Source organism: Cryobacterium sp. TMT2-18-2 (assembly GCF_004402245.1).
Taxonomy (GTDB): Bacteria; Actinomycetota; Actinomycetes; order Actinomycetales; family Microbacteriaceae; genus Cryobacterium; species Cryobacterium sandaracinum.
On record NZ_SOFU01000030.1, the window covers coordinates 14,569 to 38,889 of the forward strand.

Consider the following 24,321-nt stretch of genomic DNA (forward strand, 5'->3'; position numbering starts at 1 on the left):
TCCTGCTTTTCGTTCTGACCAGACATGGGCATCTCAGTAACCGAAATGGCGTTCCGCGCAGTCGGGACTAAGGCAGCGGTCCGCGCCGCGACGATAACCCGGCGAAGAGGGCGTGCAACAGCGGGACCGCGGACACGGCTACGAGCACCGTTCCGAGCACGACATCTTCGGCCCGCAGCAGAATGCCGCCGATCAGCAGAGCGGCGAAGAGGATTGCCGAGACGATCTGACGTGCGGTTCGCTCGATGGCGACCAAGCGACGCTCGATCCGGGGAGTCTGCACCGAGACGGTACCCTCGTCGAATCGCGTCGTGAGGTCGTCGAGCCGCTGGGGAAGCCGCGCAATGATGGCCGCAACCGACGCCACTTGCTTTGCGGCCGACTGCACCACGTTCCCACCCTCGGCGCGGATCAGCTGGGCGGAATATGGCTCGACGGAATTCCAGATATTGAACGCAGGGTCGAGCGAACTGCACATTCCCGAGGTCAGCGACATCGCGCGCACGATGAGCAGAAAGTTTTCCGGAAGCTGAAACGGCAGCGAGCGAACCACATCACCGAACTCGATGGCGAAGGCGCGGAACTCGCGTGGGTCGACATCCTGCAACTCGGCGAAACCCATCCCACCGAAACGGGCGAACAGCTTCGTCATCGCGCGCTCGAGTTCGGCGGTGTCAGCGGACGGCAGGAGCACACCCACTTCGCGGATGCCGTCCACCATCCCCTTTCCGTCCCGTGACGCGGCGGCGATGAGCAGATTCACCAGGCCCCGACGTAAGACATCGGGCACGTCGCCCATCATCCCGAAGTCGATGAAGGTGAACTTCCAGGCCCGGCCGTGGTTCGTTTCGGGTACACCGGTGGCGAGCGGCGTGACGAAGATGTTCCCGGGGTGCGGGTCGGCGTGGAAATAGCCATTGACGAAGAGCTGGTCGAACATGACCGCCGCGAAGTCATAGGCAACTTCCGACGGGTCGATTCCGGCTGCCCTCAGCCCGTCGACGTCGTTGATCTTGATCGCGGTCACGTCTTGGAGGGTCAACACGCGCCGGGTGGTGCGCTCCCACACCATTTCGGGAACGCTGACCCGGGGGTCGTCTGTGAAGTTCTGATCGAATCGTTCGGCGCTTGCCGCCTCGTGCAGGTAGTCGATCTCCTCATGACTCGTGAACGCGAATTCCTCGACCAGGGCGGGCATGTCGACGCGATCCGAGACGAGACGCACGTGGCTGAGCCAGCGGGCGACACGTCGGAGAGCGCCGAGGTCGACAGCGACGATCTCGCTGATGCCCGGCCGCTGAATCTTGACGACGACGTCGAGCAGGCCTGTCTCGGCGGCATCCAGTTCCGACAGCCGAGCGCGATGCACCTGACCGAGGGATGCTGCGGCCAGCGGCGTGGGATCGATGTAAGAGAACGCATGCTCGAGCGTCACACCTAGCTCGGCTTCGGCGACGGCTTGGATCGCCGGAAAAGGCACCGGCGGAACCTCGTCCTGCAGACCCTCGAGCTCTTTCGTGATCTCCGGAGGCAGCACGTCGAGGCGCGACGACATGAACTGGCCCACCTTGATCATGAGGCCACCCAGGTCGACCGCGAGCACGTGAAAGCGTTGCGCGATGTGCTGCAGGCGCGCCGATCTGCTTCGTGCTGCGACCCGCGCCAGCCCGACCCGCGGGAGAAGAACTTCGTACCACCACGTCTGCGCCAGATACAGGGCGGCGAACCGCAAAATACGGCGGGAGCGGGCACGCAAGTTCCCGACGTCGGTCATCTGATCTCCGTGATGCCGACGTGCTGTGGGCACTCGGTCAGTCCTGGGCGAGGATGGCGTACAGCTTGCGACGCGCCTCATCCAGGATGGCGACAGCCTGCTTCACCTGCTCCGGGTTGCCAGAGCGTCCGACCTGCGCGGCGGCCTGAGCCAGGTCGATGCCGGCCTTGGGCAGCGCGGTCGCCCGCCCGGTGCCCCGGGCGTTTTGGGCCTCCCACGGGGCCGGCTGGTCGGCCGTGGCATCCGCTACCCCGCGGCCTTCGTCCGTGAGCGAGTAGGTCTTGCGACCGTTGGACTCCTCCGCGTTGATGAGGCCCTCGTCCGCAAGCAGCTGAAGCGTGGGGTACACCGAGCCGGGGCTCGGCTTCCAAGCGCCACTGCTGCGCTCCTCGATCTCATGAATGATCTGGTAGCCGTGCATCGGCTTCTCAGCGAGCAGCGCAAGTACCGCCGCACGCACGTCCCCGCGTGCCATTCTCGGACCGGCCTTGCGGTCGAACTGTCCGCGCAGCTGCTCCATGGCGTCCCACATCCCGCTGGGCCAGCCCTCACCAGCACCGCCCCGGCGTGCCCCGAACCCGTCACCCATAAATGAACCACTCATGATGTCCTCCTCAGCGCCGAAGCCATCAGGCTCGACGATAGTTAACGATATATCGTTCGAGACCTGACAGCAAAACCAGATTCAATCTTCTTTCCACCGTCTGGGAGGCGCCTGTGCCCACCCTGCCGCGCGGTAATGTTGACCCCAGTGCCGTCGCCCTGCACCGGGACGATGCCCCTGAATCCGAGGAGAACCAGATGTCCGTCGGCCTGCTCGCCGTTGTCGATGACATACTTACCGCCGCTCTCAAAGCGAGCGCGAAGACCGCAGGCGTCGTGATCGACGATGCGGCCGTCACGCCTCAGTACGTTCAGGGGCTGTCACCGGCGCGCGAGCTTCCCATCGTGTGGCGGATCGCTCTCGGTAGCCTGTTCAACAAGTTCGTCATCATCATCCCGCTCGCACTCCTCCTCTCGGCCTTCGCGCCGTGGGTGTTGCCGTGGCTGCTGATCATCGGCGGCACCTATCTGTGTTTCGAGGGTGCGGAGAAAGTCACCGAGTGGTTCGGAGTTCATCACGGCACTGATGACCCTGAGATGAGGGATGAGCGAAAGCTCGTCTTCGGCGCTATTCGCACCGACCTCATCCTCAGCACGGAGATCATGCTCATCGCACTGGCGGGTCTCGATCCCGACTTTGGGATCTGGATGACGCTCGGCGCCTTGGTCGTGATCGGTCTGGGGATGACGGTGCTCGTCTACGGCGCGGTCGCCCTGCTGGTCAAGATCGACGACATCGGGCTGACGCTGATGAAGCACCCGGTACGACGGGTCCGACGCACCGGCGCGCGCATTGTGCGATCGATGCCGGCCGTATTCCGAGTGATCAGCGTCATCGGCACGGTCGCCATGTTGTGGGTGGGAGGCCATCTGGTGATCGTGAACCTGAACGACACGATCTGGAGCGTTCCCTACGACTTTCTGCACGCCGTGACGCAGGCGGTCGAACCTGCGGGACCCATCATTGCCTGGGTCACCGACACTGCGATGTCGCTCGTTTTCGGGCTCATTCTCGGTCTGGTCATTGCCGCGGCCCTGTTCGGGATCTCGCGCCTTCGCAAGAAGAGTCGGTCCCACCGCGTACCGGCCTGATTCCGTCGCCGGCTGGCAAGCCGCAAACAGCATGAAACGAGGATGTCCCGGTGCAGTTCTCCCTGTGGGTGGCCCTTGTCGGCGCGGGCACCCTGATCAGCTTCACGCCCGGTGCGGGGGCGATCAACACCATGAGCAACGCGCTCAACGCGGGCTTCCGCCGCTCCATCTGGGGAATCCTGGGCCAGCAGGCCGCGCTTCTCATCCACATCGTGATCGTGGCACTCGGTGTCGGTCTGCTCGTGGCCGGTTCTCCGATCGCCTTTAACGTCATTCGCTACGCGGGTGCCGCCTACCTCGTCTATCTGGGCATCCGTCAGTTTCTGGCCAAGCCGGAACTTGATGGCGAGCGCACCCGAGCCCTGAGCGCTGAGCCCCGTTGGTCGATGTTCCGACGCGGGCTGTGGGTGAACATACTCAACCCCAAAGCGGTCGTGTTCTTCCTCGCGTTCCTACCCCAGTTCATCCGAGTGGACAGACCGATGCCGACTCAGTATCTGATCGTCGCGGCCACCGTCGTTGCGATCGACATTCTGGTGATGTGGTTCTTCTTCGCCGGAACAGCGCGTTCATTCCAGCGATTCACCCGCGATGATCGCGGCCAACGCGTGTTGAACCGCATTTTCGGCGTACTCTTCGTGGGCGTCGGCGTGCTGCTCGCCGTCATCCACTAAGAATCTGAGGATGCTTCTGCCTCCACCCGAGCTGCGAACTCCTCCATGCCTGTGGCGATGTTCTCCTGTCGCGAGTCGTCATCTTCGGGGTTGTCAGGGGCGTCATACGGCCAAGACATGTACACGTTAGGGTCGATCACGAGGAACGCGGCCAGCGAGCTGCTCGGGATCGCTTCATAATCGCGCACCTGCTCGTCTGACTGGTCCATGCCCATCCATGCGATGCCCGTGTTTTCTGGCAGGACAACCCACCCTTGACCGCGGAACACCTCGGCGAGGTCTGGTGGGACGCTGGCATGCACCTGAGCGAAACCGCGGGTGGTGAGGGCCGGTGCGAGAGTGTTGAGGAGTTCTCGGCACACCTGCGCGGATCCACCGGTGATCAGCAACTCGAAGACGGCGGTGCCGTGGTCGCTGACGATTGCATCGTCGATGTCATCGTCGGTGGAGTCTTCGTCGAGCTGATTCTCGTCGACGTAACTGTCCGGTTCGGTGACAAGAGCGCCGAGAAGCCGACCGTCATCAGTTTCGGCGACGAGGGCGAGAGCCATGGACGCGATTTGGAGTTCGATGGTGTCGTCAAAATAGATCTCAGGCGCGTCATCGACTTCGGCCTGCGGGTGTTCAGTGAACAACGCGACGAAAGCAGAACGATGCCTCTTAGTGAGGCGTCGGACTCGGAAGCTCAGTTTCTCGCTCATGCTTGAGCCTCTCGACGATGTTCTGCGTGATGTGACGCTCCGGTACCGGAACACTCGAATTTATCATGCGATGGGTGACCACGATTGTCGCCCGCTGTGCCTCGTGCAGGCGTTCATAGAAGGCCGGGAAGTCAGTTCTTAGTGACGCAATTTATCCCGGTTCGTCACACACTCTGGCAGAATTCGTCTGTTTTCTCAGGTTGCTTGCGCTGCCTCCGGGCGCCGAATCATGTTAAGTGCCATCCGGGAATGCCGTCGACGATCGTCGACGGCCCCGTCCACATTTCGAAGGAGAGCCATGTCGAACGCCGATCCAACATTCGCCCCCGCTAACGCCGGATTTGAATCCACCACCGCCACGGGGAACACCGCTCTCGATACCAGCGCAGCCCACGTCACTGCTAGCCCAAGCCCTACCGTTGGCGACCGGACCTCCGACGTGCGGGACACGTCGGTCGCCGCCGGTCAGCACGTCGCCGGTGTCACCAAGCAGGAGTTGCACAAGGTCGGCTCTGAGACCAAGAGTCAGGCGAAGGCCCTGTACCGGGAGACCCAGACGGAGCTCGCTGACCAGGCCGCATCCCAGCAGAAGCGGGTCGCGTCGGTCATCCGATCGCTCGCCGACGAGTTTGGCGCGATGGCCGGAACATCCGAAACGCAGGGAGTGGCCAGCGACCTTGCCCAACAGGCCGCGACGCGGGCTACCGGTATCGCGGACTGGCTGGACCAGCGCGATCCAGGATCCCTCCTCAGCGAGGTTAAGAATTATGCCCGGCGCAAGCCCGGAACCTTTATCGCCATCGCGGCGGTGGCGGGCGTCCTCGCCGGACGGCTGACGCGCGGAGTGATCGAGGAGCATAAGGACTCTGCCGAAGATTCCACTCCCGAGTCTACGGTCACCCCTGGTTACACCGCCACCAACCCCGATTTCACCGCTGGCTCCGACTACGGTTCCAACGCCGGGTTCCCCTCGACCACCCCCGGCCTCGGTGGGCTGCCCCGATGACTGACCTGCACACTCCCTCCGAACGCAAGGCCGCCGAGACCTCCCTGGGCGACCTGCTCGGTGAGGTCACCCGTGACGTGTCCACACTCATGCGCCAGGAGGTTGCTCTGGCCAAGGCGGAAGTGCGCCAGTCTGCCACCCGCGCCGGCAAGGGATCGGGACTGCTCGGGGGTGCGGGGTATGCCGGCGCCGCGCACCGTCGATTCTCTGAAGCACATTCCAGACGCACTCAAACGAAATGAGGAAAACCGATGAGCACCGATTTCACTTCCGGCACGAACACCGATCCGGACATTCTTCGCGCCGAGATCGAAAAGACCCGCCGCGAACTCGGCAGCGACGTCGACGCCTTGGCTGACAAGGTCACGCCCGACAAAATCATGCAACGTCAGACCGAGAAAGTGAAGGGAGCCGTGGGCTCTGTGAAAGACAAACTGATGGGTTCGGCATCCGACGCGGGCGATTCCCTTAATGGAGTGAGCGAAGACGCCTCCGGCCTCGCACACCAGGCCGCCCAGAAGGCGAAGGGAACCCCTTTGGCCATCGGCCTGATCGCCTTCGGTGTCGACTGGCTGGCGTCGTCGCTGGTTCCGGCGAGCCCCACAGAGAAGCGAATCGCCGGAAATGTTGCTGAAGCAGCTGAGCCTCTCGTTCAGGAGGTGACCGACGCCGCAAAGCAGGTCGGCGAGAACCTCAAGCAGCCGCTCAGCGACGCAGCAGAGGCCGTGAAGGAAACGGCCACCGATGCGGCAGGCACCGTGCAGACCGAGACCACCGACGCTGCCGGCCAGGTGCGCGACGAAGCGAAGCACGCGGGGCAGACCTCGGCCTTATAGCGCCGGTAGATCCCGGCGGCCGGCGACGAGCTACGCGACCCGCTCACGCGGTGCAGCTCCTCGCCGGCCGTTGCCTGCCCTCTTCACTCTCCGGTCAGCAGACCGAGCGCAACGCACGGTTGGGCAAATGATGGGTTTTCGATGGGAAGTTTTTGGGATTAGTCATCGTCCCGGTATTGCGGTTTGCTCTCCGTGCCGCTTGGATGCTGGAGATGAATGGTTCTTATGTCCCGTCTCAGTGATGCGCCGGTTGTCGCGGTCCCCGTTCCCCGCGCCACAGGGGTCATGATCGCGGTGCTCCGCGTTGGTGTTGCACTGATGTGGATCCAGAATGTCGCCTGGAAGATTCCTCCGGACTTCGGCCGATCACAGGAGAACGGGCTGTACTTCTGGGCGAGCCAGGCGGTCGCCCATCCTGTTCTGCCGCCCTACTCCTCACTCGTCGAAGCCGTCATCCTGCCCAATATCGAGGTCTTCGGGTGGTTCACCCTCCTCGTCGAAGGCGGACTCGGGGCTTTTCTGCTCATCGGCCTTGCCACGCGTTTCTGGGCTGTCGTCGGCATCGGCCAGACCCTTGCAATCACGCTTTCAGTACTTTTCGCCCCGAACGAATGGCACTGGTCGTACTATCTCATGGCGCTTGCTCACCTCGCGATCTTCGCGACCGCAGCTGGGCGAAGCTATGGAATCGACGGTGTCCTTCGCCAGCAGTGGGTGCAATCCTCAGGGCGCGCAGCCCGACTGATGATGAGGCTGTCATGAGGCGATCACCAGCCGGCTCGAGCGCCTTCGACCGCGGTAGCGTTCTTCTCGGCCTGGCCTCACTTGTGTTTGCGGGCTTTGTGTTCGGCGCCCAGCTTCCGACCGAATTCGACTTCGTGCACATCGGGGCAACCGGTGCTGTCGTTCTACTTGTGAGTGGCGCACTCGCCATCGCCGGCGGTACCACGCGGCGCCCCGCGCTCTACACTGCCGCCGGTGTTCTGCTGACCGTCGCCGCGCTCGTCCAACTCGCAGGGCTCGCAGCGTCTTTCAGGCCGCTGGGCGGCGACGCCTCCACCATGGCGGTCACCGGTGGTCTCGGCATCGCGCTTCTCATGCTCGCCCGCGCTGTCCGTTCGCCCATTCGCACCCACGATTACGACGAAAGGTAAGCCTCAATGAACCTGAATTCACGCGTTCAGCCCGTGCTCGACGTTGCACGAACTCACGCCCACGCAGTAGATGCCGACGGGCGTTTTCCACATGAGGCCGTGGCGGCCCTGCGCGAGTCCGGTTTGCTCGGACTCACTCTGCCCACTGAGGTTGGTGGTCTTGGTGCGGGGCCACGCGAGCTCGTTGAGATCATCAGCCAGCTTGCGGGAGCGTGCGGGTCGACCTCCATGATCTATCTGATGCATGTGAGCGCTTCCATGCCCGTCGCAGCCGCACCACCAACGGGGATGCCCGCACTCCTCGAGGATCTCGCCAGCGGTCGCTCTCTTGCCTCCCTCGCTTTCTCTGAAGCGGGTTCCCGCTCACACTTCTGGACTCCGGTGTCGCGCGCGACCTCGACGTCAGACGGAATACATATTTCTGCGAAAAAGAGTTGGGTGACCTCCGCAGGCCACGCGGATGTCTACATCATCTCCACCGGGACTGCGGATGCCGACACCGTCGACCTATTCGCAGTCCCGGCAGATAGCCCGGGCGTCAGCGTCGACCGGCCGTGGAGCGGTATGGGATTGCGGGGGAACTCCTCGAGCCCGATGACCATCGACGTGGATTCTTCCGAGGGGTGCCGTCTCGGGACGGCCGGTAGCGGATTCGATCTCATGATGAGTTCTGTTCTGCCGTGGTTCAATCTCGGCAACTCGGCTGTGTCCATCGGGCTCAGCCGTGCGGCCGTCGACGCAGCGGTGAGGCATACGGTGGGAACCCGGCTGGAGCATCTCGACCACAGCCTGTCAGCGCTACCGACAATTCGGGCGCAGTTGGCGAAGATGTCAATCGATCTCGCGAATGCGAGCGCGTACCTTGATCGGGCCGCCGGTCGCGTGGCTGACCCGCAGGAGGATACTCCCCTATTCGTGCTCGGCAGCAAGGCATCCTCGAACGATGCCGCACTGCGAATTACGGATGCCGCGATGCGCGTCTGCGGCGGTGCGGCGTTCTCGGAGCACCTGCAAATAGATCGGTACTTTCGCGATGCCCGCGCGGGCCACGTGATGGCTCCGACATCCGATGTGCTCTATGAGTTCTACGGCAGGGCGATCACTGGCCGCCCACTTTTCGACGCCCCAAAAACCGCCGCGGCACCCCCCGCGCAAACTCGTGAGACGGCCTCTACGGGAGCTGCAGCATGAGTGCGCCCCTGATCATCGGCTCCGTTGCGTACTCTCCCAATGTCGTACCCATCTGGGAAGGGATGCGGGACTACTTCGCCGAGACCTCGACGCCGATCGACTTCATGTTGTTCTCCAACTATGCGAGTCTGGTGGATTCCCTCATCGCGGGAACGATCGATCTCGCTTGGAACACCAATCTGGCCTGGGTGCGCACCGTCGCCCAGACGGATGGAGCATGCCGTGCACTCGCATCCCGGGATACGGACCTCGTGTTCCAGACGGTGTTCGTCGCCCGAGCCGGCAGTGGTTTCACCGGGCTGGAGAGTCTTCGTGGACGTCGACTTGCCCTGGGGTCGCGCGATTCAGCGCAAGCCGCCATCCTTCCCGTGCATTTCTTGCGTGAGGCGGGGATCGGCGAGACGGATGTCGATCTCACTCGCATCAATAGCGATGTCGGGAAACACGGTGATACGGGCAGGAGCGAGCTCGACGCCCTTCGCGCGGTGCTCGAAGATCGGGCGGATGCTGCGGCGATCGGCATCAACACGTGGCAGGCGATCGGTCGCGGTGAGCTCCTCCCCGGCGCGTTCGAGTCCTTCTGGATCTCCCCCGAGTACAGCCACTGCACCTTCACCGCCATGCCGTCGCTGACGATCGACCGGTCGGACGAGTGGGTGGCAAACCTTTTCGCGATGGACTGGGAGAACCCCGAACATCAGCGAATCCTTGAGATGGAAGGCCTGCGGGCGTGGGTGTCGCCGAAACTTGACGGGTATGCCTCGCTCATCGCGGCCGTGCGGGAACAGAAAGTATCAGACCGATGGTGACCGCAAGCCCGCCGGTAGGCGCGGGCCTGCTCCTCGACCTGGTCGAGAACTTGAGCCGGGTGGCAACAGGTCGTACGGCTTCTGTCGACTTCGGGACATGCGATCGGGACGCCGCCCTGGGACTCATCGCAGCGTGGTGCCTTTCGACTGGGAATGAGATCGTCAGCATGGAGGGGTCGGCCATCACCGTGCTCCGCGGCCGCTCGCCTGACCTGCTCGCCGGCCTCGATCCCGGTCAGCTCCCAGGATCCCGGATCTGGGTGTACACCAACTTCGATTGCAATCTGGCTTGCGACTACTGCTGCGTTCGGTCGTCTCCGAAGGCAGCGCGGCGAGGAATCGGAATCGATCGAGTCCGGCAGATCGCGCACGAGGCTACAGCTGCCGAGGTCAAGGAGCTCATCCTGACCGGCGGAGAGCCGTTCTTGCTGAATGACCTCGATGATTTGGTCAATGCCTGCACGAACAAACTGCCCACGACGTTGCTCACCAACGGCATGCTTTTTCACGGCAGGCGGCGCGAGCGCCTGCGTCGGATGGACAGCTCCCAGCTCGTGCTGCAGATCAGTCTCGACTCTGCCACACCCGAGATACATGACAGCCACCGCGGCTCCGGGTCCTGGGCCAGGGCCGTCGCGGGCATCCGAATCGCACACGACGAGGGATTCCGAGTGAAGGTCGCAGCCACTTTGCCTTCCGACCAGATGCACGAACTCGAGCCGTTTCACGCCTTTCTCGATACTCTCGGTATCCTGCGGGACGACCAGGTAATCCGCGCACTCGCCCACCGCGGAGTCGCTGAGACCGGCATAGAACTGACCGTTGACTCGCTCATACCCGAGGTGACGATCACCGCCGACGGCGTTTACTGGCATCCCGTGGCCGCCGACCACGACGATCAATTCGTAACGAGAGACATCTTCCCGCTTGCCGATGCGATCGCTGAAGTGACCCGCCGATTCATGGAGCATCGCCGTTCCGCCAACGCAATCTCGGAATGGTTCCCCTGCGCGTGACCGTATCGGCTCGGCGAGCATCCGTGTGGTCTCGGTTCAAACGGGCGACCCCTTCGGGGTGACGACCACCTTGCCGAGCGCACGCCCCTCCCCCACGTAGGCGAGGGCCTGCGGCACCTCGTCGAGCGTGAAGGTGCGGTCGATTCGGATGCGCAGGTCGCCGGCGACACACAGTTCGGAGGCCGGCAGGAAGTGAGCCGGTCCCTGCCTGACGGCGAGGACACCCATCCGGCGCCCGGTCAGCCGGCCGAGCACCGCGCCGATCATCCCGACCCCGAGCAAAGTCGGCACTGCACCGCCAACGCAGAAATAGCGGCCGCCCGGAGCTAGCGCCCGCCGGTAGGCGAAGACAGATCGGTGGGCCACGAGATCGAGCACGAGGTCGAACGGTTCGAGTCTCGTGAAGTCTGAGCGGCGATAATCGACCACGTCGTCTGCGCCGAGCTCGCGAAGGTAGTCGAGTTTGCCCGCATTGTCGACGCCGGTCACGTGCGCCCCGGCGAGGGCGGCGAGCTGGATCGCGAACGTTCCCGATCCGCCACCTGCGCCATTGACCAGGACCCGTTGGCCCGGTCGCACCCGAGCCGTGCCCTGAAGCGCAATCGCGCCTGCCTGCGGCAGGGTCGAGGCCTGAGCGAACGTCAATTCCTCCGGCTTGTGCGCCAGCATCCCGTCGGCAACCACCGCATACTCGGCGAAACCGCCCATCAGGGCAAGGTTGTCGCCGTACACCTCATCGCCGACGCGGAACCGGGTCACGCCGCCGCCGACCGCGGCAACCCGACCGGCAATATCGGAACCGAGGACCCGTCGCTTGGGGGCGCGAAGTCCCCCGATCCGGGCGTACAACGGTGACCCCAGCAATCCCTCCCAGTCCGAGAGATTGACGGATGTCGCGACCACCTCCACGAGCACCTGGTTCGTGCCAGGCGATGGAACCGTCAGGTCCTCGATCCGCAGCACGCCGGGCGGGCCGTACCGGTCGTAGACGACGGCCCTCACGCCGATCGGCCTCTGAACCTCACGCGCGGGGAGTTCGTCATGCACGCCAGTGTAGGCCCGGGTGCCCTCCTGTTTACGGGAGGACGTGCTCAGCAGTCGTGAAGAGGCGGTACCACTCCTCACGGCTGAGCGGAATTTCGGACCCTGCGGCAGATTCCACGACTCGCGCGGGCTTGGTCGTCCCCAGGACAACCTGAATGTTGGCCGGGTGCCTGGTGATCCAGGCGACCGCGATCCCCGTCGGCGTGACCCCGTGGGCGGCGGCGATGTCATCGAGGGCGTCATTGAGCGGGCCGTAATTCTCCCGGTCGCCCACGAACACGCCGTCGAAGCTGCCGCTCTGGAACGGCGACCAGGCCTGCAGGGTGATGTCGTTCAGTCTGCTGTACTCGAGGAGCCCGTTGTCCCGCACAACCGACTGCTCCAGCCCGGCCATGTTGGCTGCGACTCCCTGCGCGATCAGCGGCGCGTGGGTGATGCTCAGCTGCACCTGGTTGAAGGCCAGCGGCTGGTTGACCGAACGCTTGAGCAGTTCGATCACCCCGGGCGTCTGGTTGGAGACACCGAAGTTACGCACCTTCCCCGCGGCGTGCAGCGCGTCGAACGCCGCAGCAACATCCTCGGGCTCAACCAGAGTGTCCGGACGGTGCAGCAGCAAAATGTCCAGGTAGTCGATATTCAGCGCCGCGAGAGACTCGTCGACCGAGCGGAGGATGTGCTCCTTGGAGAAATCGAAAAAGCCTTGACGGATGCCGACCTTTGACTGAATGATGACCGCCTCACGCTCTGCGTCCGTGAACGTGACCGCGTCACCGAACCGCTTTTCGCAGCCGTGCGCGCCACCGTAGATATCGGCGTGATCAAAGAAATTGATGCCGGCATCCCGAGCAGTGCCGACAAGAGCGCGAATCTCTCGATCGTCCATGTCCGAGATCCTCATCATGCCGAGGATGACATTGGATGCCTGCAGATTTGTCCGGGGAGGGTTGAATATCTTCATCAAACCATCCTGCCCCACTTCAAATTTCTCAAACGGCACTCATCTTGGGTTATCGCATAGTGCGTTGTGAACCGATCTTCTCGAAGCAGGCTTCCTCAGATAGATCGACGGCGTTCGCGGGCGAGGAGAAGTCCCGTCAGGAAGAGCAGAGTCGCAAGAATTATCGGTTGGCCAGAGTCGGCGCCCGTGACTGCGAGAGATCGACCAGCATCGACTGGCGGGCCGACTACCACGCCTGCTACCACGCCGACCTTCACTGTGACAGTGGCGGTGTCGCAATTGCCGTCAACGTCACAAACTTTGTAGGTGAAGGAGTCGGTGCCGGTGTAGCTGGAGTCGGGCGAATAGGTTACCTCTCCGGCATCAGGGTCAACATCGACGGTGCCGTGGCTGGGTCCGGCAACGATCGAGACCGAAGTCGGGTCAAGATCACCATCACGGTCAGTGTCATTGCCGAGGACATCGACGACTACTGGTTTGCCGGTAGTCGTGGTCACGTCGTTGTCTGCAGCAACTGGTGGCGTACTGGTTGCCGGAGGAGCCGTAACCCTGACTGTGACGATTGCGGTGTCGCAACGGTCTGTGGTGTCGCAGATCTCATACGTAAACGTATCGGTCCCTGTGTACAACGAGTCCGCGGTGTATCTGATCTCACCAGAAACAGGGTCGACCGAGACGGCACCGTGTGATGGCGCCACAGTCACCGACACGGTCGTGACATCGAGATTTCCGTCGTCGTCCGAATCGTTGTCCGCGACATCAAACACCAGGGTGACACCGGAGACGGCCGGCGAGCTGTCATCAACAGCCACCGGCGAAGACGGAACCACCGGTACCACCGGAACTGCCGTGACGTTGAAAGTCACCGTGGCGGTGTCACACACCGATCGCCCATCACAAATGCGGTACTCGAACGAGTCCGAGCCAACATACGACCCCGACGGCGTGTACGTGACAACACCCGTGGTCGCGTTGACCGACGTCGGGCCGTGAGCGGACGGCGTCGTCACCACGACGGAGGTGAGATCCAGGTCGCCATCAACATCCGTGTCATTCGCCGGAACATCAACCGTCCGGGCCACCCCAGAAGTCACCGCAAACGGCCCATCATCAACAGCCACCGGCGAAGACGGAACCACCGGGTTCGTGGCGGTGACGGACTTGGTATACGTGCCGAGATCGGAGTTGTAGTGGTATGAGGAGCCCGAATAGTCGTAAATGTTTGCATTGACGAGACCGGTACCTGGAGCTTTTACCAAGGCCGTAACCGTGACCACAATCGAGTTGCCGCCTGCCTTGCCCGTCCTTAGACAGGACCGATAGGACCCACTTGTCGTAACCGGGTCCCATGTGCACGCGTCAGCGTAGAAACCGGCGGTCGGCGGCCCGCCGGCACCTGTTTCTGGCTGCGTATAGGTGCCAATCACGGACAGGATTTCAAAAATGGTGCCGTCAAGCGAGGGCCCAGCGGACAGTTGCTCGTAACCCTGCGTGGCAGTCTTTCCCGTCAGCGAGTAGCTGACTGTCTGACCAACAACAACATTTGTCGGTCCCGTCACGGAGGTCACTGCATTGCGGTTTTGAGAGACGAGCTTCTCTACGTAAATCTCGCGTGTCGTCGGGGTGCTCACTGTCGTGACTCCCGGGGCCGCAGCCGAAATCGTGAAGCCACGTTTGGCGTTGTAGGCCGCCGCATTGCGTGTGATCTCGACCGTCCACCACAGCTTGGTGCACGAATTCGCAGCGATAGAGGGAACACTCTTTGTCGAAGTGCTGTCGAGATTGATGTAGGTATTGGCAGTCGTCCAATTCCATGCCACGTCAACACCGGTAACTGCCGTGCCGGTTACGTTGCATACCTCGGCACCAACCGAAAACTGGTTGGGCCCTGACGTGACACTGTTGCTGTCCAACCCGACGACGTTCCACTCGGTGGGGGTGATCGTTAGCGAGTTAGTGGCGGCAGAAGCAGGTGAAACGCACACAGCGAGAATAATGGCGCTCAGGGCAGTGATCGCACCAACACGAAATTTGACAGGAATCAAGACAGGGGCCTTTAGCTAGTCGGGTTTCTCGAAGGTGCAAGTTCCTCCGAGCAAGACCATGCCACCGCTAGGTGTCGGTGGCGAGATCTTGAAGATCCTGTCAATAGGGGTCCGGACTGTACATACCCCAGTTAGGGACTGTGCGGCTGCCGGATTGAGCCAAACACATCGCATCCTGCAGAATTGGACCATGACCCCGCTCCCCCGCAGCACCCCCGAAGCCGAGGGAATCTCCTCCACCGCCATTCTCGATTTCGTCGCCGCGGCGGAGCAACTGCTCGAGAGCCTGCACAGCCTGATGGTCGTTCGACACGGCCGCGTCATCGCTGAGGTCTGGTGGTATCCCTTCGCGGCGCAACATCCGCACCTCATGTTCTCGGTGAGCAAGAGCTTCACCTCAACCGCCGTCGGGCTGGCAATCCGTGAGGGACTGCTCACGCTCGACGGCCTCGTCGTCGACCTGCTCCCCGAGGACCTGCCCGCCCAGATCGACCCCCATCTGGGGGCGCTGAACGTGCGCCACCTGCTCACCATGACCACGGGGCATCCGACCGACACGGTGTCGCTCGCCGACGACTCGCACGGCGACAACTGGGCGCGCACCATCCTGGCCCAGCCCCTCGAGTTCGCGCCGGGCACCCACTACGTCTATAACAGTGGCGCGAGCTACCTGCTTTCGGCGATCCTACAGCGGCTCACCGGAGAGCGCTTGCTCGACTACCTCACCCCTCGACTGTTCGAGCCGCTCGGCATCGTCGGCGCCACCTGGGAGAGCTGCCCGCGCGGAATCGATGCCGGCGGCTGGGGGCTCGCCCTCACGACCGAGCAGCTCGCGACCTTCGGCCAGCTGCTGCTGCAACGCGGCGAGTGGAACGGCACGCAACTCGTTCCGGCAAAGTGGATCGACGAGGCCACCTCGGCGCAGGTGGACACGTCGGGCACCGACCACGACTTCGACGGCCGCCAGGGCTACGGCTACCAGTTCTGGTTGAACCGGCCGACCGGCTACCGGGCCGAGGGTGCCTTCGGCCAGTTCTGCCTGGTGCTGCCAGAAACGGATGCCGTGATCGTGCTGACCTCTGCGCTCCCCACCGCGCAGCGCGCCCTCGACCTCGTCTGGGAACACCTGCTGCCCGCGTTCAGCGACCAGCCGCTCGCCGAAGTGTCGTCCGGTCTCGCCGAGACGCTGGCGTCCCTCACCCTGCCGACCGTCATCGGCGACGCCACGTCACCGACGGCGGCGCGGGTGGCCGGCATCCGCTTCGACTTCGACGATCCGGGGGTGACCGCGGCGACTCTCGAGCCGGGTCTGCTCACGATCATCCGTGGCGGTGTGAGCACGCCGCTGGCCTTCGGGTACGGCGAGTGGTTGGCGTCCGCGGATGCCCAGGTTCTGGCGAGCGGCGCGTGGGTCTCCCCCGGCACTCTGGTCGTGCGGGCGCACGACGTGGGCACGCCGTTCACGCGCACGTACACGCTCGAGTTTCGGGATGACGCGTTGACGCTTGACATTGACCAGAACGTTGCGTTCAGGGAACTGCCGCCCACTCACCTGGTCAGCCGCTAACACGGACGTGCCCCGCCCTCTGGCTTCTTCAGATCGGCTCCAGCCCAATGCGCGACTTCAGTCACCAGAGCCGTTTCGACAGAAGTCAGTGATTCTTCAGGTATCGCAGCCGATGCCGTCACCGTCGCGGTCGAGTTTGGGTGCGTAACCCGGTTCTCCCGCGTACAGCGGTGCCGCTCCCGCAGCGCGCACAGCGTCGCAGTTCGCGTAGGTGACCCCGACAGGTGCAGGTGCAGGTGCAGGTGCAGGTGCAGGAGCCGGAGCGGGTGCAGGAGCCGGAGCGGGTGCTGGAGCAGGAGCCGGTGCCGGAGCCGGTGCCGGCGGGGCAATAACAACCGGAGCTGGTGCCGGCGTGAACGAGGAGGTCAGTGCCATCTCACCATTGCAGGAGCCGAGGATGCTGGTCATAGCGTCGTGCTCAGCCTGAGTGACCCACAGACCATACGTTGCTTTGACGGACACCTGACGTGCGACGTAGCCACAGCGGATTGCTTTGTTCGACGGCAACCAGGTGGCGGTATCGCCATCGCCCTTTTGCGCGTTGGAGCGACCATCGACGGCGAGGAGATTCATGGGATCGTTCGCCAGAGAAACGCGCTGAGCCTGAGTGAGCTGCTGAGCGCCCGTCTGCCACGCATTCGAGAGAGCGACTACATGGTCGATCTGGACCAACGCTGACGTGTCCTGACCCCGAACGAAGGCGATTGGCGTGGCGGTGTACGGCGAGACGAAGTAACCGGTCATCACTCGACAGGTCCCCGACTTGGTCGTAGGGCTCAAGTCTCGAGCGAGGATGTCGTTACGGGTGTCACATCCGTTGCGGTCCACGTCGATCCAGGCGGAGCCGAACATGCCGGTGCGCTCGTAGCCGGTCTTCGCTGCCTTGCCTTTGACGGGGATGGTTGCGAGGAGCGCGAGCGCCGTGGTGTCGGTGGAGCTGGTGTCAGCGGTGACGACTGATGCGACCTCAATCGGAGCGGAGACGATCGAGGGGTCAACCGGTGCTTCTTCGGAGAATTCCGTTCCCGGTGATCTGGTCGGGGTAGGGGTTGGGCTTGGGGTTGCACTCGGTATCGCGCTAGCCGTGGGCTGCTCGGAAACAGCATTATCAACTGCGCCGGGCGCCGCAGCAGCGACCCCACCTGAGATGAAGAGGATCAGGCTGGCAGCCACCGCGATCGCAGTTGTCTTGCGGGCTGATACGGATGCCCACGGTCGGCGACCAGAGATCGCGTACACACCCGTCACGAGGGCAGCCATTCCCAGGATGACGAGAATTGCGGGGAATCCACCGAGGATGGCGTACATCAGAGCGAAGAAAGCGACCAACCCGCCGAGGATCCAGGTACTGAGGTTCGGCTTGGCCCCCTTCTTTTCGGCGGTCGACGGCCCGTCGATAAGGGTCTTGGCCGGCTCCGGTTTCTTCTTGCCAAGTTTCATCATCTGATCCCCCATTTCAAAGCGCTCGACGAGAGTGCAGACACGCCTATTTGAAACGTACTGGAGGCAGGGATTGGCCGATCAGCAGGCGAACACCCCAGAACGGGGAACCAGCAAGTTCCAGTTACACAACGCTCGGTATGAATCCCCGCAGATAGGCGCGAAGTGCTGGATCGCAGACGTAGACGTAAGTCCCCCGGATACCACGGGTCAGAAGAACCGCATAGATGTTGGTAATGAACCGCAGAAGGTCGTCGTCGGTGTACTTCTTGCCGAGGACGTCGTTGTTCTCCTTGCCCTTCTTCTCGAAGTACGAGCCCCGATCGATGACCAGCTTGCTCACCCTGGCGTCGTAGCAAAGGTCCGGGCCGATGATCACGCCGGCGTAATTGAGGTCATACCCCTGCACGGTATGGATCGAGCCCACTTCGTCCACGGACTTCGGTGAGGCAATCCAGTCGGTCTGCGTGCTGTTCCAGCGCAACTGACAGTCGCCGACCTCAATGTCAAACGCGGTCTTGTCGGTCTTGGTCTTCCAGGCCCACGCGTAGCCGGCGAGCAAGCGTGAGAGGCCGACCTCGGCATCCCTGCGACGGATCTCCGCGCGCATCTCCACAAGGCTGTCGAACAGCCGAAAGTCGTAGCCCTCGAAAACCTCGGGAGCCACGGCTTGCGGCCTGCTGATCGCGGTCGTCGCGTCGAGAATGCGCCTGACGTAGCCGACATAGTCCGAACCCGCCTGCACTCGCATTTGCGACATCAGCGGATAGTGACGTTTCGTGAGGCGCGCTTCGAGAACGAGGCTGTTCAGCAGTTCTGCCGGCACATCGGCCGGGCGCACACTTTGCGCCGCGTCCAGCAGGAAAATCTGATGCTTACTCTTCGCGGTGATCCAATCGAGCTGGGTCTTCGTCTTGTCGTCGCTCCCGAAGAGCTTCTGGGTGATGAGGCTGAAGTTCCTGTTTTGGACACCAGAGGGTTGATTGGCTCGTTGGTTCAGCCGGTGGGATTCGTCGACGATGAGCAGGTCGAAGTCTTCCTCGGCGAATCCGACCTCGAACGCGGTCATGACCATCTCCGGCCGAAGCCCCGGCGTCTTGCGGAACACCTTCTTGATCGACTCACGCAGCGACTGCTGCGGCACCACCAGGCCGATCCGGATGTCGGTGAGAAGCTCCCGATAGCCCGGCAAGAAGAATTCGGAGAACAGGGAGTCGCTGTCCACGTCAACGCCGGGCGTCAAGGCCGCAATGTCGACGAGCAGCTTGAGCAGGTAGATGGCGACCACGGTTTTGCCAGTGCCCGGGTCACCCTGCACGACGATCGTGCTGTCAAGGCCGGCCTCCAGATCTTCGAAGAGCCCCTCGAGGATGCCGTCGACGGCGACGGCCTGGTCCTGCGAGAGCGCCTTGAACGGTGACAGCTTGAAGAGGTCGCTGTTTTCGATCTCCGGAATGCTCCGAGTGAAGACTCCGTCTCGCCGGAGTTCGTCGAACACCTCCCGGAAGGTCTCGCGGTACCGACCGCGGTCGTAGTAGTCCGCCTCGGTGATTCCGTCGTTGCGGTTCAGAACGCGATAGAAACCGTCGCCGGCAAGCATCCGAATCAGGTAGGACTCCAGGTCAAGGCACACCGATTTGTTGAACGTGGCGTCAACGATGACCCGGACCGTGCTCAGGTGCTGCTTCTCGGACGATTCAAAGTGCTGGCGCATGCGCCCGGCCGCGTTGCGCGACTCCCCCACGTAGACGTCGTTGAGCCCGCCCCTGACCGCGGGCTTGCCGCCGGCTTTGGCATCGTCCAGAACGTACACGACCGGCCAGTTCGTGTTGCGGTGGTCGCGCGGCGCCCAGGCCCGGACCGCTTCTTTCGTGAAGTCGAGCCGCTCGATCTCAAAGTGCGTCATATTTGACGCTGCGCCCCCGGGCTTTGTCGACTGGATACTTCTCGCGGGTTTTGGCCAGCTTGTCGAGAACGATCTGGTTCGGATCGACTCCGAGGCGGTCGGCCAGCAGGATGCAATAGGTAAGCACGTCCGCCAGCTCATCGTGTACCCGGGCGGCGTCGGCATCCGCGTTCCACTGATAGCACTCGAGTAGTTCACCGGCTTCGATGGCGATGCTCTTCGCCAGGTTCTCGGGACTGTGGAACTGCGCCCAATCACGCTCGGCGACGAAGGCTGCGATTTCGTCGCGGACTGAAATTTCGTCCATGACGCAAACCTAGCAGTGTGCGTTCCTCCCGATTTTGTCGTCGGCCGCCAAGCCTGTCGGCGCAGCCATGCCGCTGGCGAACTGCATCCTGCTCACAAACGCATCTTGTGAGTTCGGGGCCCCGGCACATTGGGGCGGGTCCGGAAACCCCGGCGCGCCGGCACGGCGCGACCCGACCGCTACCCCTCGAACCCGAGCTCCGCGGATCCGCCAACCACATCCCGGCCCCCCAGCGGCTGCGTCGGCCGGGCGTTATGACTATGTGCGCCCTCGAGAATGCCGATCTGCTCCGCCGACATCGAGATGGACGTGCTCATCACGACCCACTGCACATCCTCGGTGCACGGCGGCGTGGTCAGGCTTCCCGAGTACTCGTAGTGCTCCAGCGACCGCGGCAGCACGGCCGCGATATCCATTGTCACGTCCTCGTCGTCAGCCAGATGCGTGGCCGCGTCGATGAACGGCGCCAGGGCATCGGATGTCTGCCCCTCGGTTACGAGGATGCCCAGCACCAGTGGCTTGCCAGCCGCATCCGCGTGCACCAGGTGCAGCTCGGCCGCCGCCGGCTGGCCGTTCACGGTGTGCTCCGATGGCACGTGGGCGTGCATCTGCTGCAGACTGTACTCGTCGCCGGCGAAAGTCAGGGTCTCGCCCTCGCCGTCGGCCTCGAACTCCACCGCGTGCCCGGTGTCAAACACATCGGCCTCCGCGTCCTCCGCGCTCAGCTGGATGACCGAGCTCGGTGCGGGCACGGTCGCGGGCAGGTCGATCGGGGACTGGGCGGTGCCCACGCCGCAGGCCGCGAAGCCGGGGTCCAGCTCCGCCCACGATGCCGGGCCGCTCGCGCCGTCGTACGACCAGTGCACCGGCTCCGCCACCGGTGGCTTGCTCGACTCCGTCGCGGGCTGGGCGCAGCCGACAAGGGTGATGGCGGCCACCGTGAGAGCTGAGGTGACGAGCCAGGGTCGTGCGGACATGGGAACTCCTAGAAAACGGCAGAGAAAAACGCCACACCGAACATGTGGCGTGACCACTCTCGTGACAGAGCCGCCTTCCCGAATTATCTTCTCGCTGCAGCCGGCCTACGCTCATCGCCGATCTCCTGCAGTGCGAAAGCACCACGCCTGAAATCCCCGCGCCCCTGCCGGACATCCCTCAGTATGAGAGTTGTGACCGACACCGATCGCGAGAAGCGGATGCGTAACCTCGTCGTGCTCGTCGTCGACCCTGTGCGCCGCTACCTGCACCGCCGCACCGACGCCGCGACGGCCGACGACGTGATCGGCGACACCCTGCTGGTGTGCTGGCGCCGCCTCGACGAGGTGCCCGACGACCCACTCCCCTGGGCGATCGTCGTCGCTCGACAGTGCCTCAGCAACGCTCAACGCGCCGAGCGCCGGCGCATCCGTCTCGTCGGCCGCATCATTGCCGTCGACCCGCCGCCATCCGCTGCGGACGAGAACCCCGCAGCAGCCACCGTCGATGGCGCCGCCGAGGCGGCCCGCGTGACCACCGCCCTCGCCGGCCTGCGTCGAAACGAGGCCGAAATCCTGCGGCTGTGGGCGTGGGACGAGTTGACGAGCCCGCAGATTGCCGTCGTGCTCGGCATCAGCGCGAACGCAGCGGCGATCCGCCTGCACCGTGCGAAGGCGCGCCTCAAGCAGGAGTTACTGAAATCCGGCGACCCGACCGGACATGTACGGTACGACGAAGGGAGCGACGATGCACGACGATGACCGTGCGCTGCGCGATCAGCTGCGCGCCGCCGATCCGGCCCGCACGCTACCCCCTGCCTCGCCGACATGGCTCGACCACAGAATGGAGCAGATCATGACCGACCAATCCCCTGACACCACGACCGTCACCCCTACGGCGCCGCGACGCGCCTTCCGGCGGTGGATGCCGGTGGTCGGCGTCGCCGCCGGCCTCGCCATCGCCGCCGCAATCGTCGTGCCCCTCGTCGTCGGCGGCCCGGAACCCACCGTCGAGGCGCTCCAGCCTCCCCTGGGCGGAGGCCTCGCGAGCGGCAGCTGCCTCAGACTTGAGCCGGCGACCGTCGCGGCGCAGGAGCAGGCCTTCGCCGCGACGGTGCTGCAGATCCAGGGCGACACCGTTCTTCTAGAGGTCACGGAGCGCTTCGCTGGCAACGTCGCCGACCGTGTGGAGGTAACGCAGGTCGACGCGATCACCTCCGATTTCTCGGGCGTGCCCTTCGAGGTCGGCCAGAGCTACCTCGTCGGTGCAGTCGATGGAACGATCACCGGCTGCGGCGTCACCGGGGCCGACAGTGCCGAGCTCCGCGCGGTCTACGACGCGGCGTTCCCGGGCTGATCCACGCCTGCGAGAGCGGATGACGGGACCGGTTCGGAATCGTCCCATCTGGTTTCGGACCCCGCGGCGGTCAGTGCGACCGTTGTGTCGCGCCCCGGAAGAAAACGAGTTTGCCGGAGCGATCGTGGCTCACTGCTGCGGGATTATCTGCTGGGCGCAGTGCAGAAGGCAGGCAGGCAGGCATTCGACCTTCAGCTTCCAGTGTCACAAACTTCAGCTTGTGGAGCATTTGTCCGACGGCCTGTTGGACAAATGCGCGACGGTCTGCCTTCGGCACCGAGATCACGTACGCGCGTGTGTCCGCGACCGATTCGATTTTCGTGCTGATTAGATGAGGCAATGGTTGAGCATCACGCGCTGTCATCCGCGCCCAAACTGATTCCAGGCGATCGGGTCGCTATTCTTTCGCCTTCGTTCGCTGCTCCCGGATTCGCGCCAGCGGTCCACGAGCAGGCGATGCGCCGACTCATCACGGCAGCTGGACTTGTCCCCGTGGAGTATGCCACCACCCGCCGACTGGGCGCCACACCCGAGGGTCGTGCTGCTGACATCAATGCGGCGTTTGGTGACCCCACGATCCGTGCGATCCTCTCGACCATTGGTGGCGATGATCAAATCACCGTAATCCCTCACCTTGATGCGAAACTTGCCGCAGCAAACCCCAAGATCTTCCTTGGCTACAGCGACAACACCCATATCCTGAACTGGCTCTGGTCACTCGGAATAGTCGGCTTCTACGGCGGGTCGACGCAGGTGCACCTCGGGCCCGGACCGCAGATCGACGACGTCCACCTCGCTTCGCTCAGGGCGGCACTGTTCACCGGCGGAGAACTGAACATTTTCGAGCCAGGAGAGTCGGAGGACTTCGGACACGATTGGCTGTCCCCGCGAGCCCTGACCGAGTTCGGCGACAGAGAACCCACAGAACCGTGGACCTGGGCCGGGCCGGAACGCGAGGTCAACGGTCGCACCTGGGGCGGTTGCATTGAAGTTGTCGACCAGATGGCGATGGCTGACCGTCTGCCGCCACTGGCAGATCTGGCAGGGACAATCCTGATCCTCGAGTCCAGCGAAGAATTACCACCAGCCGTGTGGGTGCAGCGATGGATACGCTCCCTCGGAGAGCGGGGCATCCTCAATGCAGTGGACGGTCTCATCGTTGCGCGACCTCCCGTCAGCAGCCCTGAGGTTCTCCCTACCGCGGAAGAGCGTGCGCGCCGTCGCGCCGCTCAACGTAATGCGGTTATCAGCGAGATCACGCGCTACAACCCGGAGGCCGTGGTCTGCGTCGGTGTGCCCTTCGGTCACACCCGCCCACAGTGGATCCTGCCGTACGGCGGGCGAATTCGCCTCGACGGTCGCGCGCGGACGGTCACCGCGAACTACAGCTGACAGTTCCCTTGGTCCGAGGACCAGGACGGTGGCGCCCAGAGCTCGCTTAGCGCTACTTGCCGTGTGGCGGATTGGCGCTCTATAGATGGGTGAGTTGCGCCAGCAGATTCTCAGCCACACTGAAGATGCTGCCGACCGAGGAGAGAGTGACGATCCCAGCAACACCCCAGAACCAGTAGCGGTCACTACGACCCGCTTTCATCCGGTTAAACGCCAGCCACCACGCCGCCACCGTCGCCAAGGTGGTGGCGATTACGATACCGAAGGCCATCCGTACGAAATCTGCTCCGTCTGGTGCATCCCAAGAGGTGGTCGCGAGCACAATACAGAGTGGAACGACGATCATCCCCACGAACCCGATGAGCACCGGAGACACAGCACGTCGTATCTGAGCACTTGTCGGAGTTGTCATGTGGTGAGTCTCGCAGGTCTCGCCCTTGTAGAAGACGGAATCGCTCCAGCGATCCACAGGGGT

General features: G+C 63.5%; 24 protein-coding genes and 1 pseudogene. 14 read left to right on the forward strand and 11 right to left on the reverse strand.

Translation table 11 applies throughout. From position 1 onward, the window contains the following. Positions 1-67: 67 nt before the first annotated feature. Positions 68-1,774, reverse strand: coding sequence for an AarF/ABC1/UbiB kinase family protein (locus E3O22_RS09720; protein WP_134393590.1), 1,707 nt, complete (start codon positions 1,772-1,774; stop codon positions 68-70). 37 nt (positions 1,775-1,811) lie between these two features. Continuing rightward, positions 1,812-2,378, reverse strand: coding sequence for a PadR family transcriptional regulator (locus tag E3O22_RS09725; RefSeq protein WP_134393591.1), 567 nt, complete (start codon positions 2,376-2,378; stop codon positions 1,812-1,814). A gap of 197 nt (positions 2,379-2,575) precedes the next feature. Between E3O22_RS09725 and E3O22_RS09730 the strand changes: the two genes are divergently transcribed. Both E3O22_RS09730 and E3O22_RS09735 read left to right on the forward strand, forming a co-directional pair. Next, positions 2,576-3,469: a DUF808 domain-containing protein gene (locus E3O22_RS09730; RefSeq protein WP_134393627.1), complete on the forward strand. Its 894-nt coding sequence runs from the start codon at positions 2,576-2,578 to the stop codon at positions 3,467-3,469. Between the two features lie 50 nt (positions 3,470-3,519). Further along, positions 3,520-4,143 carry a LysE family transporter gene (locus tag E3O22_RS09735; RefSeq protein WP_134393592.1) on the forward strand — a complete coding sequence of 208 codons (624 nt, stop codon included), beginning with the start codon at positions 3,520-3,522 and terminating at the stop codon, positions 4,141-4,143. Here the strand turns inward: E3O22_RS09735 and E3O22_RS09740 are convergent. Then, positions 4,140-4,844 carry a hypothetical protein gene (locus E3O22_RS09740; protein ID WP_134397096.1) on the reverse strand — a complete coding sequence of 235 codons (705 nt, stop codon included), beginning with the start codon at positions 4,842-4,844 and terminating at the stop codon, positions 4,140-4,142. The genes E3O22_RS09735 and E3O22_RS09740 overlap by 4 nt on opposite strands. A 298-nt stretch (positions 4,845-5,142) precedes the next feature. Between E3O22_RS09740 and E3O22_RS09745 the strand changes: the two genes are divergently transcribed. From E3O22_RS09745 to E3O22_RS09780, 8 genes and pseudogenes are all read left to right on the forward strand, one after another. Further along, positions 5,143-5,850 carry a hypothetical protein gene (locus tag E3O22_RS09745; RefSeq protein ID WP_134393595.1) on the forward strand — a complete coding sequence of 236 codons (708 nt, stop codon included), beginning with the start codon at positions 5,143-5,145 and terminating at the stop codon, positions 5,848-5,850. Then, positions 5,847-6,038 (forward strand): annotated as a pseudogene (locus tag E3O22_RS09750) (phage holin family protein); the annotation flags it as partial. The gene E3O22_RS09745 and the pseudogene E3O22_RS09750, both read left to right, overlap by 4 nt. A 63-nt stretch (positions 6,039-6,101) precedes the next feature. Continuing rightward, positions 6,102-6,686: a DUF3618 domain-containing protein gene (locus E3O22_RS09755; protein ID WP_134393597.1), complete on the forward strand. Its 585-nt coding sequence runs from the start codon at positions 6,102-6,104 to the stop codon at positions 6,684-6,686. Between the two features lie 285 nt (positions 6,687-6,971). Next, entirely contained in the window at positions 6,972-7,448 is a 477-nt protein-coding gene (locus E3O22_RS09760; protein ID WP_198410594.1) for a DoxX family protein, read from the forward strand. Further along, positions 7,445-7,840: a hypothetical protein gene (locus tag E3O22_RS09765; RefSeq protein WP_134393599.1), complete on the forward strand. Its 396-nt coding sequence runs from the start codon at positions 7,445-7,447 to the stop codon at positions 7,838-7,840. The genes E3O22_RS09760 and E3O22_RS09765 overlap by 4 nt, the downstream gene beginning before the upstream one ends. Positions 7,841-7,846: 6 nt before the next feature. Further along, positions 7,847-9,031, forward strand: coding sequence for an acyl-CoA dehydrogenase family protein (locus E3O22_RS09770; protein WP_134393600.1), 1,185 nt, complete (start codon positions 7,847-7,849; stop codon positions 9,029-9,031). Further along, the gene (locus E3O22_RS09775) at positions 9,028-9,840 is read left to right on the forward strand and encodes a phosphate/phosphite/phosphonate ABC transporter substrate-binding protein (protein ID WP_134393601.1); all 813 of its coding nucleotides are present in this window, start codon (positions 9,028-9,030) and stop codon (positions 9,838-9,840) included. Before E3O22_RS09770 ends, E3O22_RS09775 begins: the two co-directional genes overlap by 4 nt. After that, the gene (locus tag E3O22_RS09780; RefSeq protein WP_134393602.1) at positions 9,834-10,856 is read left to right on the forward strand and encodes a radical SAM protein; all 1,023 of its coding nucleotides are present in this window, start codon (positions 9,834-9,836) and stop codon (positions 10,854-10,856) included. Before E3O22_RS09775 ends, E3O22_RS09780 begins: the two co-directional genes overlap by 7 nt. A gap of 36 nt (positions 10,857-10,892) precedes the next feature. On the opposite strand, the gene E3O22_RS09785 is transcribed toward E3O22_RS09780, so the two are convergent. The 3 genes from E3O22_RS09785 to E3O22_RS09795 form a co-directional block, all read right to left on the reverse strand. Then, complete coding sequence (locus E3O22_RS09785; RefSeq protein WP_241976603.1) at positions 10,893-11,903, reverse strand: NAD(P)-dependent alcohol dehydrogenase; 1,011 nt, start codon at positions 11,901-11,903, stop codon at positions 10,893-10,895. A 28-nt stretch (positions 11,904-11,931) separates the two neighbouring features. Next, a complete protein-coding gene (locus E3O22_RS09790; protein ID WP_134393603.1) occupies positions 11,932-12,858 on the reverse strand; it encodes an aldo/keto reductase family oxidoreductase in 927 nt (308 codons plus the stop codon). A 95-nt stretch (positions 12,859-12,953) separates the two neighbouring features. Continuing rightward, positions 12,954-14,903, reverse strand: a complete 1,950-nt coding sequence (locus E3O22_RS09795) for a tandem-95 repeat protein (protein WP_134393604.1) — start codon at positions 14,901-14,903, stop codon at positions 12,954-12,956. Between the two features lie 190 nt (positions 14,904-15,093). On the opposite strand from E3O22_RS09795, the gene E3O22_RS09800 reads away from it, so the two are divergent. Next, on the forward strand, positions 15,094-16,470 hold the full coding sequence (locus tag E3O22_RS09800; protein WP_134393605.1) for a serine hydrolase: 1,377 nt from the start codon (positions 15,094-15,096) through the stop codon (positions 16,468-16,470). A 96-nt stretch (positions 16,471-16,566) separates the two neighbouring features. Here E3O22_RS09800 and E3O22_RS09805 read toward each other — a convergent pair whose 3' ends face one another. From E3O22_RS09805 to E3O22_RS09820, 4 genes are all read right to left on the reverse strand, one after another. Continuing rightward, a complete protein-coding gene (locus E3O22_RS09805; RefSeq protein WP_241976604.1) occupies positions 16,567-17,913 on the reverse strand; it encodes a DUF1524 domain-containing protein in 1,347 nt (448 codons plus the stop codon). A gap of 121 nt (positions 17,914-18,034) precedes the next feature. Continuing rightward, positions 18,035-19,816 (reverse strand): DUF2075 domain-containing protein, encoded by a 1,782-nt coding sequence (locus E3O22_RS09810; RefSeq protein ID WP_134393606.1) that lies wholly within the window; start codon positions 19,814-19,816, stop codon positions 18,035-18,037. Next, positions 19,803-20,123 carry a nucleotide pyrophosphohydrolase gene (locus tag E3O22_RS09815; RefSeq protein WP_134393607.1) on the reverse strand — a complete coding sequence of 107 codons (321 nt, stop codon included), beginning with the start codon at positions 20,121-20,123 and terminating at the stop codon, positions 19,803-19,805. The genes E3O22_RS09810 and E3O22_RS09815 overlap by 14 nt, the downstream gene beginning before the upstream one ends. A gap of 179 nt (positions 20,124-20,302) precedes the next feature. Then, positions 20,303-21,100: a carbonic anhydrase gene (locus tag E3O22_RS09820; RefSeq protein ID WP_134393608.1), complete on the reverse strand. Its 798-nt coding sequence runs from the start codon at positions 21,098-21,100 to the stop codon at positions 20,303-20,305. Between the two features lie 192 nt (positions 21,101-21,292). Between E3O22_RS09820 and E3O22_RS09825 the strand changes: the two genes are divergently transcribed. From E3O22_RS09825 to E3O22_RS09835, 3 genes are all read left to right on the forward strand, one after another. Continuing rightward, a complete protein-coding gene (locus E3O22_RS09825; RefSeq protein ID WP_134393609.1) occupies positions 21,293-21,859 on the forward strand; it encodes an RNA polymerase sigma factor in 567 nt (188 codons plus the stop codon). Beyond that, the gene (locus E3O22_RS09830; protein ID WP_134393610.1) at positions 21,846-22,454 is read left to right on the forward strand and encodes a hypothetical protein; all 609 of its coding nucleotides are present in this window, start codon (positions 21,846-21,848) and stop codon (positions 22,452-22,454) included. Before E3O22_RS09825 ends, E3O22_RS09830 begins: the two co-directional genes overlap by 14 nt. A 339-nt stretch (positions 22,455-22,793) precedes the next feature. Then, positions 22,794-23,846, forward strand: coding sequence for a S66 peptidase family protein (locus tag E3O22_RS09835; protein ID WP_134393611.1), 1,053 nt, complete (start codon positions 22,794-22,796; stop codon positions 23,844-23,846). Between the two features lie 79 nt (positions 23,847-23,925). Here the strand turns inward: E3O22_RS09835 and E3O22_RS09840 are convergent, their stop codons facing one another. Next, positions 23,926-24,258, reverse strand: coding sequence for a hypothetical protein (locus E3O22_RS09840; protein WP_134393612.1), 333 nt, complete (start codon positions 24,256-24,258; stop codon positions 23,926-23,928). Positions 24,259-24,321 lie beyond the last annotated feature (63 nt).

Excerpts from the sequence above, each read along its gene's own strand:
- E3O22_RS09730 (WP_134393627.1), top strand. The coding sequence starts at position 2,576 with ATGTCCGTCGGCCTGCTCGCCGTTGTCGATGACATACTTACCGCCGCT.
- E3O22_RS09725 (WP_134393591.1), bottom strand. The coding sequence starts at position 2,378 with ATGAGTGGTTCATTTATGGGTGACGGGTTCGGGGCACGCCGGGGCGGT.
- E3O22_RS09720 (WP_134393590.1), bottom strand. The coding sequence starts at position 1,774 with ATGACCGACGTCGGGAACTTGCGTGCCCGCTCCCGCCGTATTTTGCGG.
- E3O22_RS09815 (WP_134393607.1), bottom strand. The coding sequence starts at position 20,123 with ATGGACGAAATTTCAGTCCGCGACGAAATCGCAGCCTTCGTCGCCGAG.
- E3O22_RS09755 (WP_134393597.1), top strand. The coding sequence starts at position 6,102 with ATGAGCACCGATTTCACTTCCGGCACGAACACCGATCCGGACATTCTT.
- E3O22_RS09760 (WP_198410594.1), top strand. The coding sequence starts at position 6,972 with ATGATCGCGGTGCTCCGCGTTGGTGTTGCACTGATGTGGATCCAGAAT.
- E3O22_RS09840 (WP_134393612.1), bottom strand. The coding sequence starts at position 24,258 with ATGACAACTCCGACAAGTGCTCAGATACGACGTGCTGTGTCTCCGGTG.
- E3O22_RS09775 (WP_134393601.1), top strand. The coding sequence starts at position 9,028 with ATGAGTGCGCCCCTGATCATCGGCTCCGTTGCGTACTCTCCCAATGTC.
- E3O22_RS09800 (WP_134393605.1), top strand. The coding sequence starts at position 15,094 with ATGACCCCGCTCCCCCGCAGCACCCCCGAAGCCGAGGGAATCTCCTCC.
- E3O22_RS09770 (WP_134393600.1), top strand. The coding sequence starts at position 7,847 with ATGAACCTGAATTCACGCGTTCAGCCCGTGCTCGACGTTGCACGAACT.
- E3O22_RS09740 (WP_134397096.1), bottom strand. The coding sequence starts at position 4,844 with ATGAGCGAGAAACTGAGCTTCCGAGTCCGACGCCTCACTAAGAGGCAT.
- E3O22_RS09835 (WP_134393611.1), top strand. The coding sequence starts at position 22,794 with ATGGTTGAGCATCACGCGCTGTCATCCGCGCCCAAACTGATTCCAGGC.
- E3O22_RS09790 (WP_134393603.1), bottom strand. The coding sequence starts at position 12,858 with ATGAAGATATTCAACCCTCCCCGGACAAATCTGCAGGCATCCAATGTC.
- E3O22_RS09820 (WP_134393608.1), bottom strand. The coding sequence starts at position 21,100 with ATGTCCGCACGACCCTGGCTCGTCACCTCAGCTCTCACGGTGGCCGCC.
- E3O22_RS09805 (WP_241976604.1), bottom strand. The coding sequence starts at position 17,913 with ATGATGAAACTTGGCAAGAAGAAACCGGAGCCGGCCAAGACCCTTATC.
- E3O22_RS09765 (WP_134393599.1), top strand. The coding sequence starts at position 7,445 with ATGAGGCGATCACCAGCCGGCTCGAGCGCCTTCGACCGCGGTAGCGTT.
- E3O22_RS09780 (WP_134393602.1), top strand. The coding sequence starts at position 9,834 with ATGGTGACCGCAAGCCCGCCGGTAGGCGCGGGCCTGCTCCTCGACCTG.
- E3O22_RS09745 (WP_134393595.1), top strand. The coding sequence starts at position 5,143 with ATGTCGAACGCCGATCCAACATTCGCCCCCGCTAACGCCGGATTTGAA.
- E3O22_RS09830 (WP_134393610.1), top strand. The coding sequence starts at position 21,846 with ATGCACGACGATGACCGTGCGCTGCGCGATCAGCTGCGCGCCGCCGAT.
- E3O22_RS09810 (WP_134393606.1), bottom strand. The coding sequence starts at position 19,816 with ATGACGCACTTTGAGATCGAGCGGCTCGACTTCACGAAAGAAGCGGTC.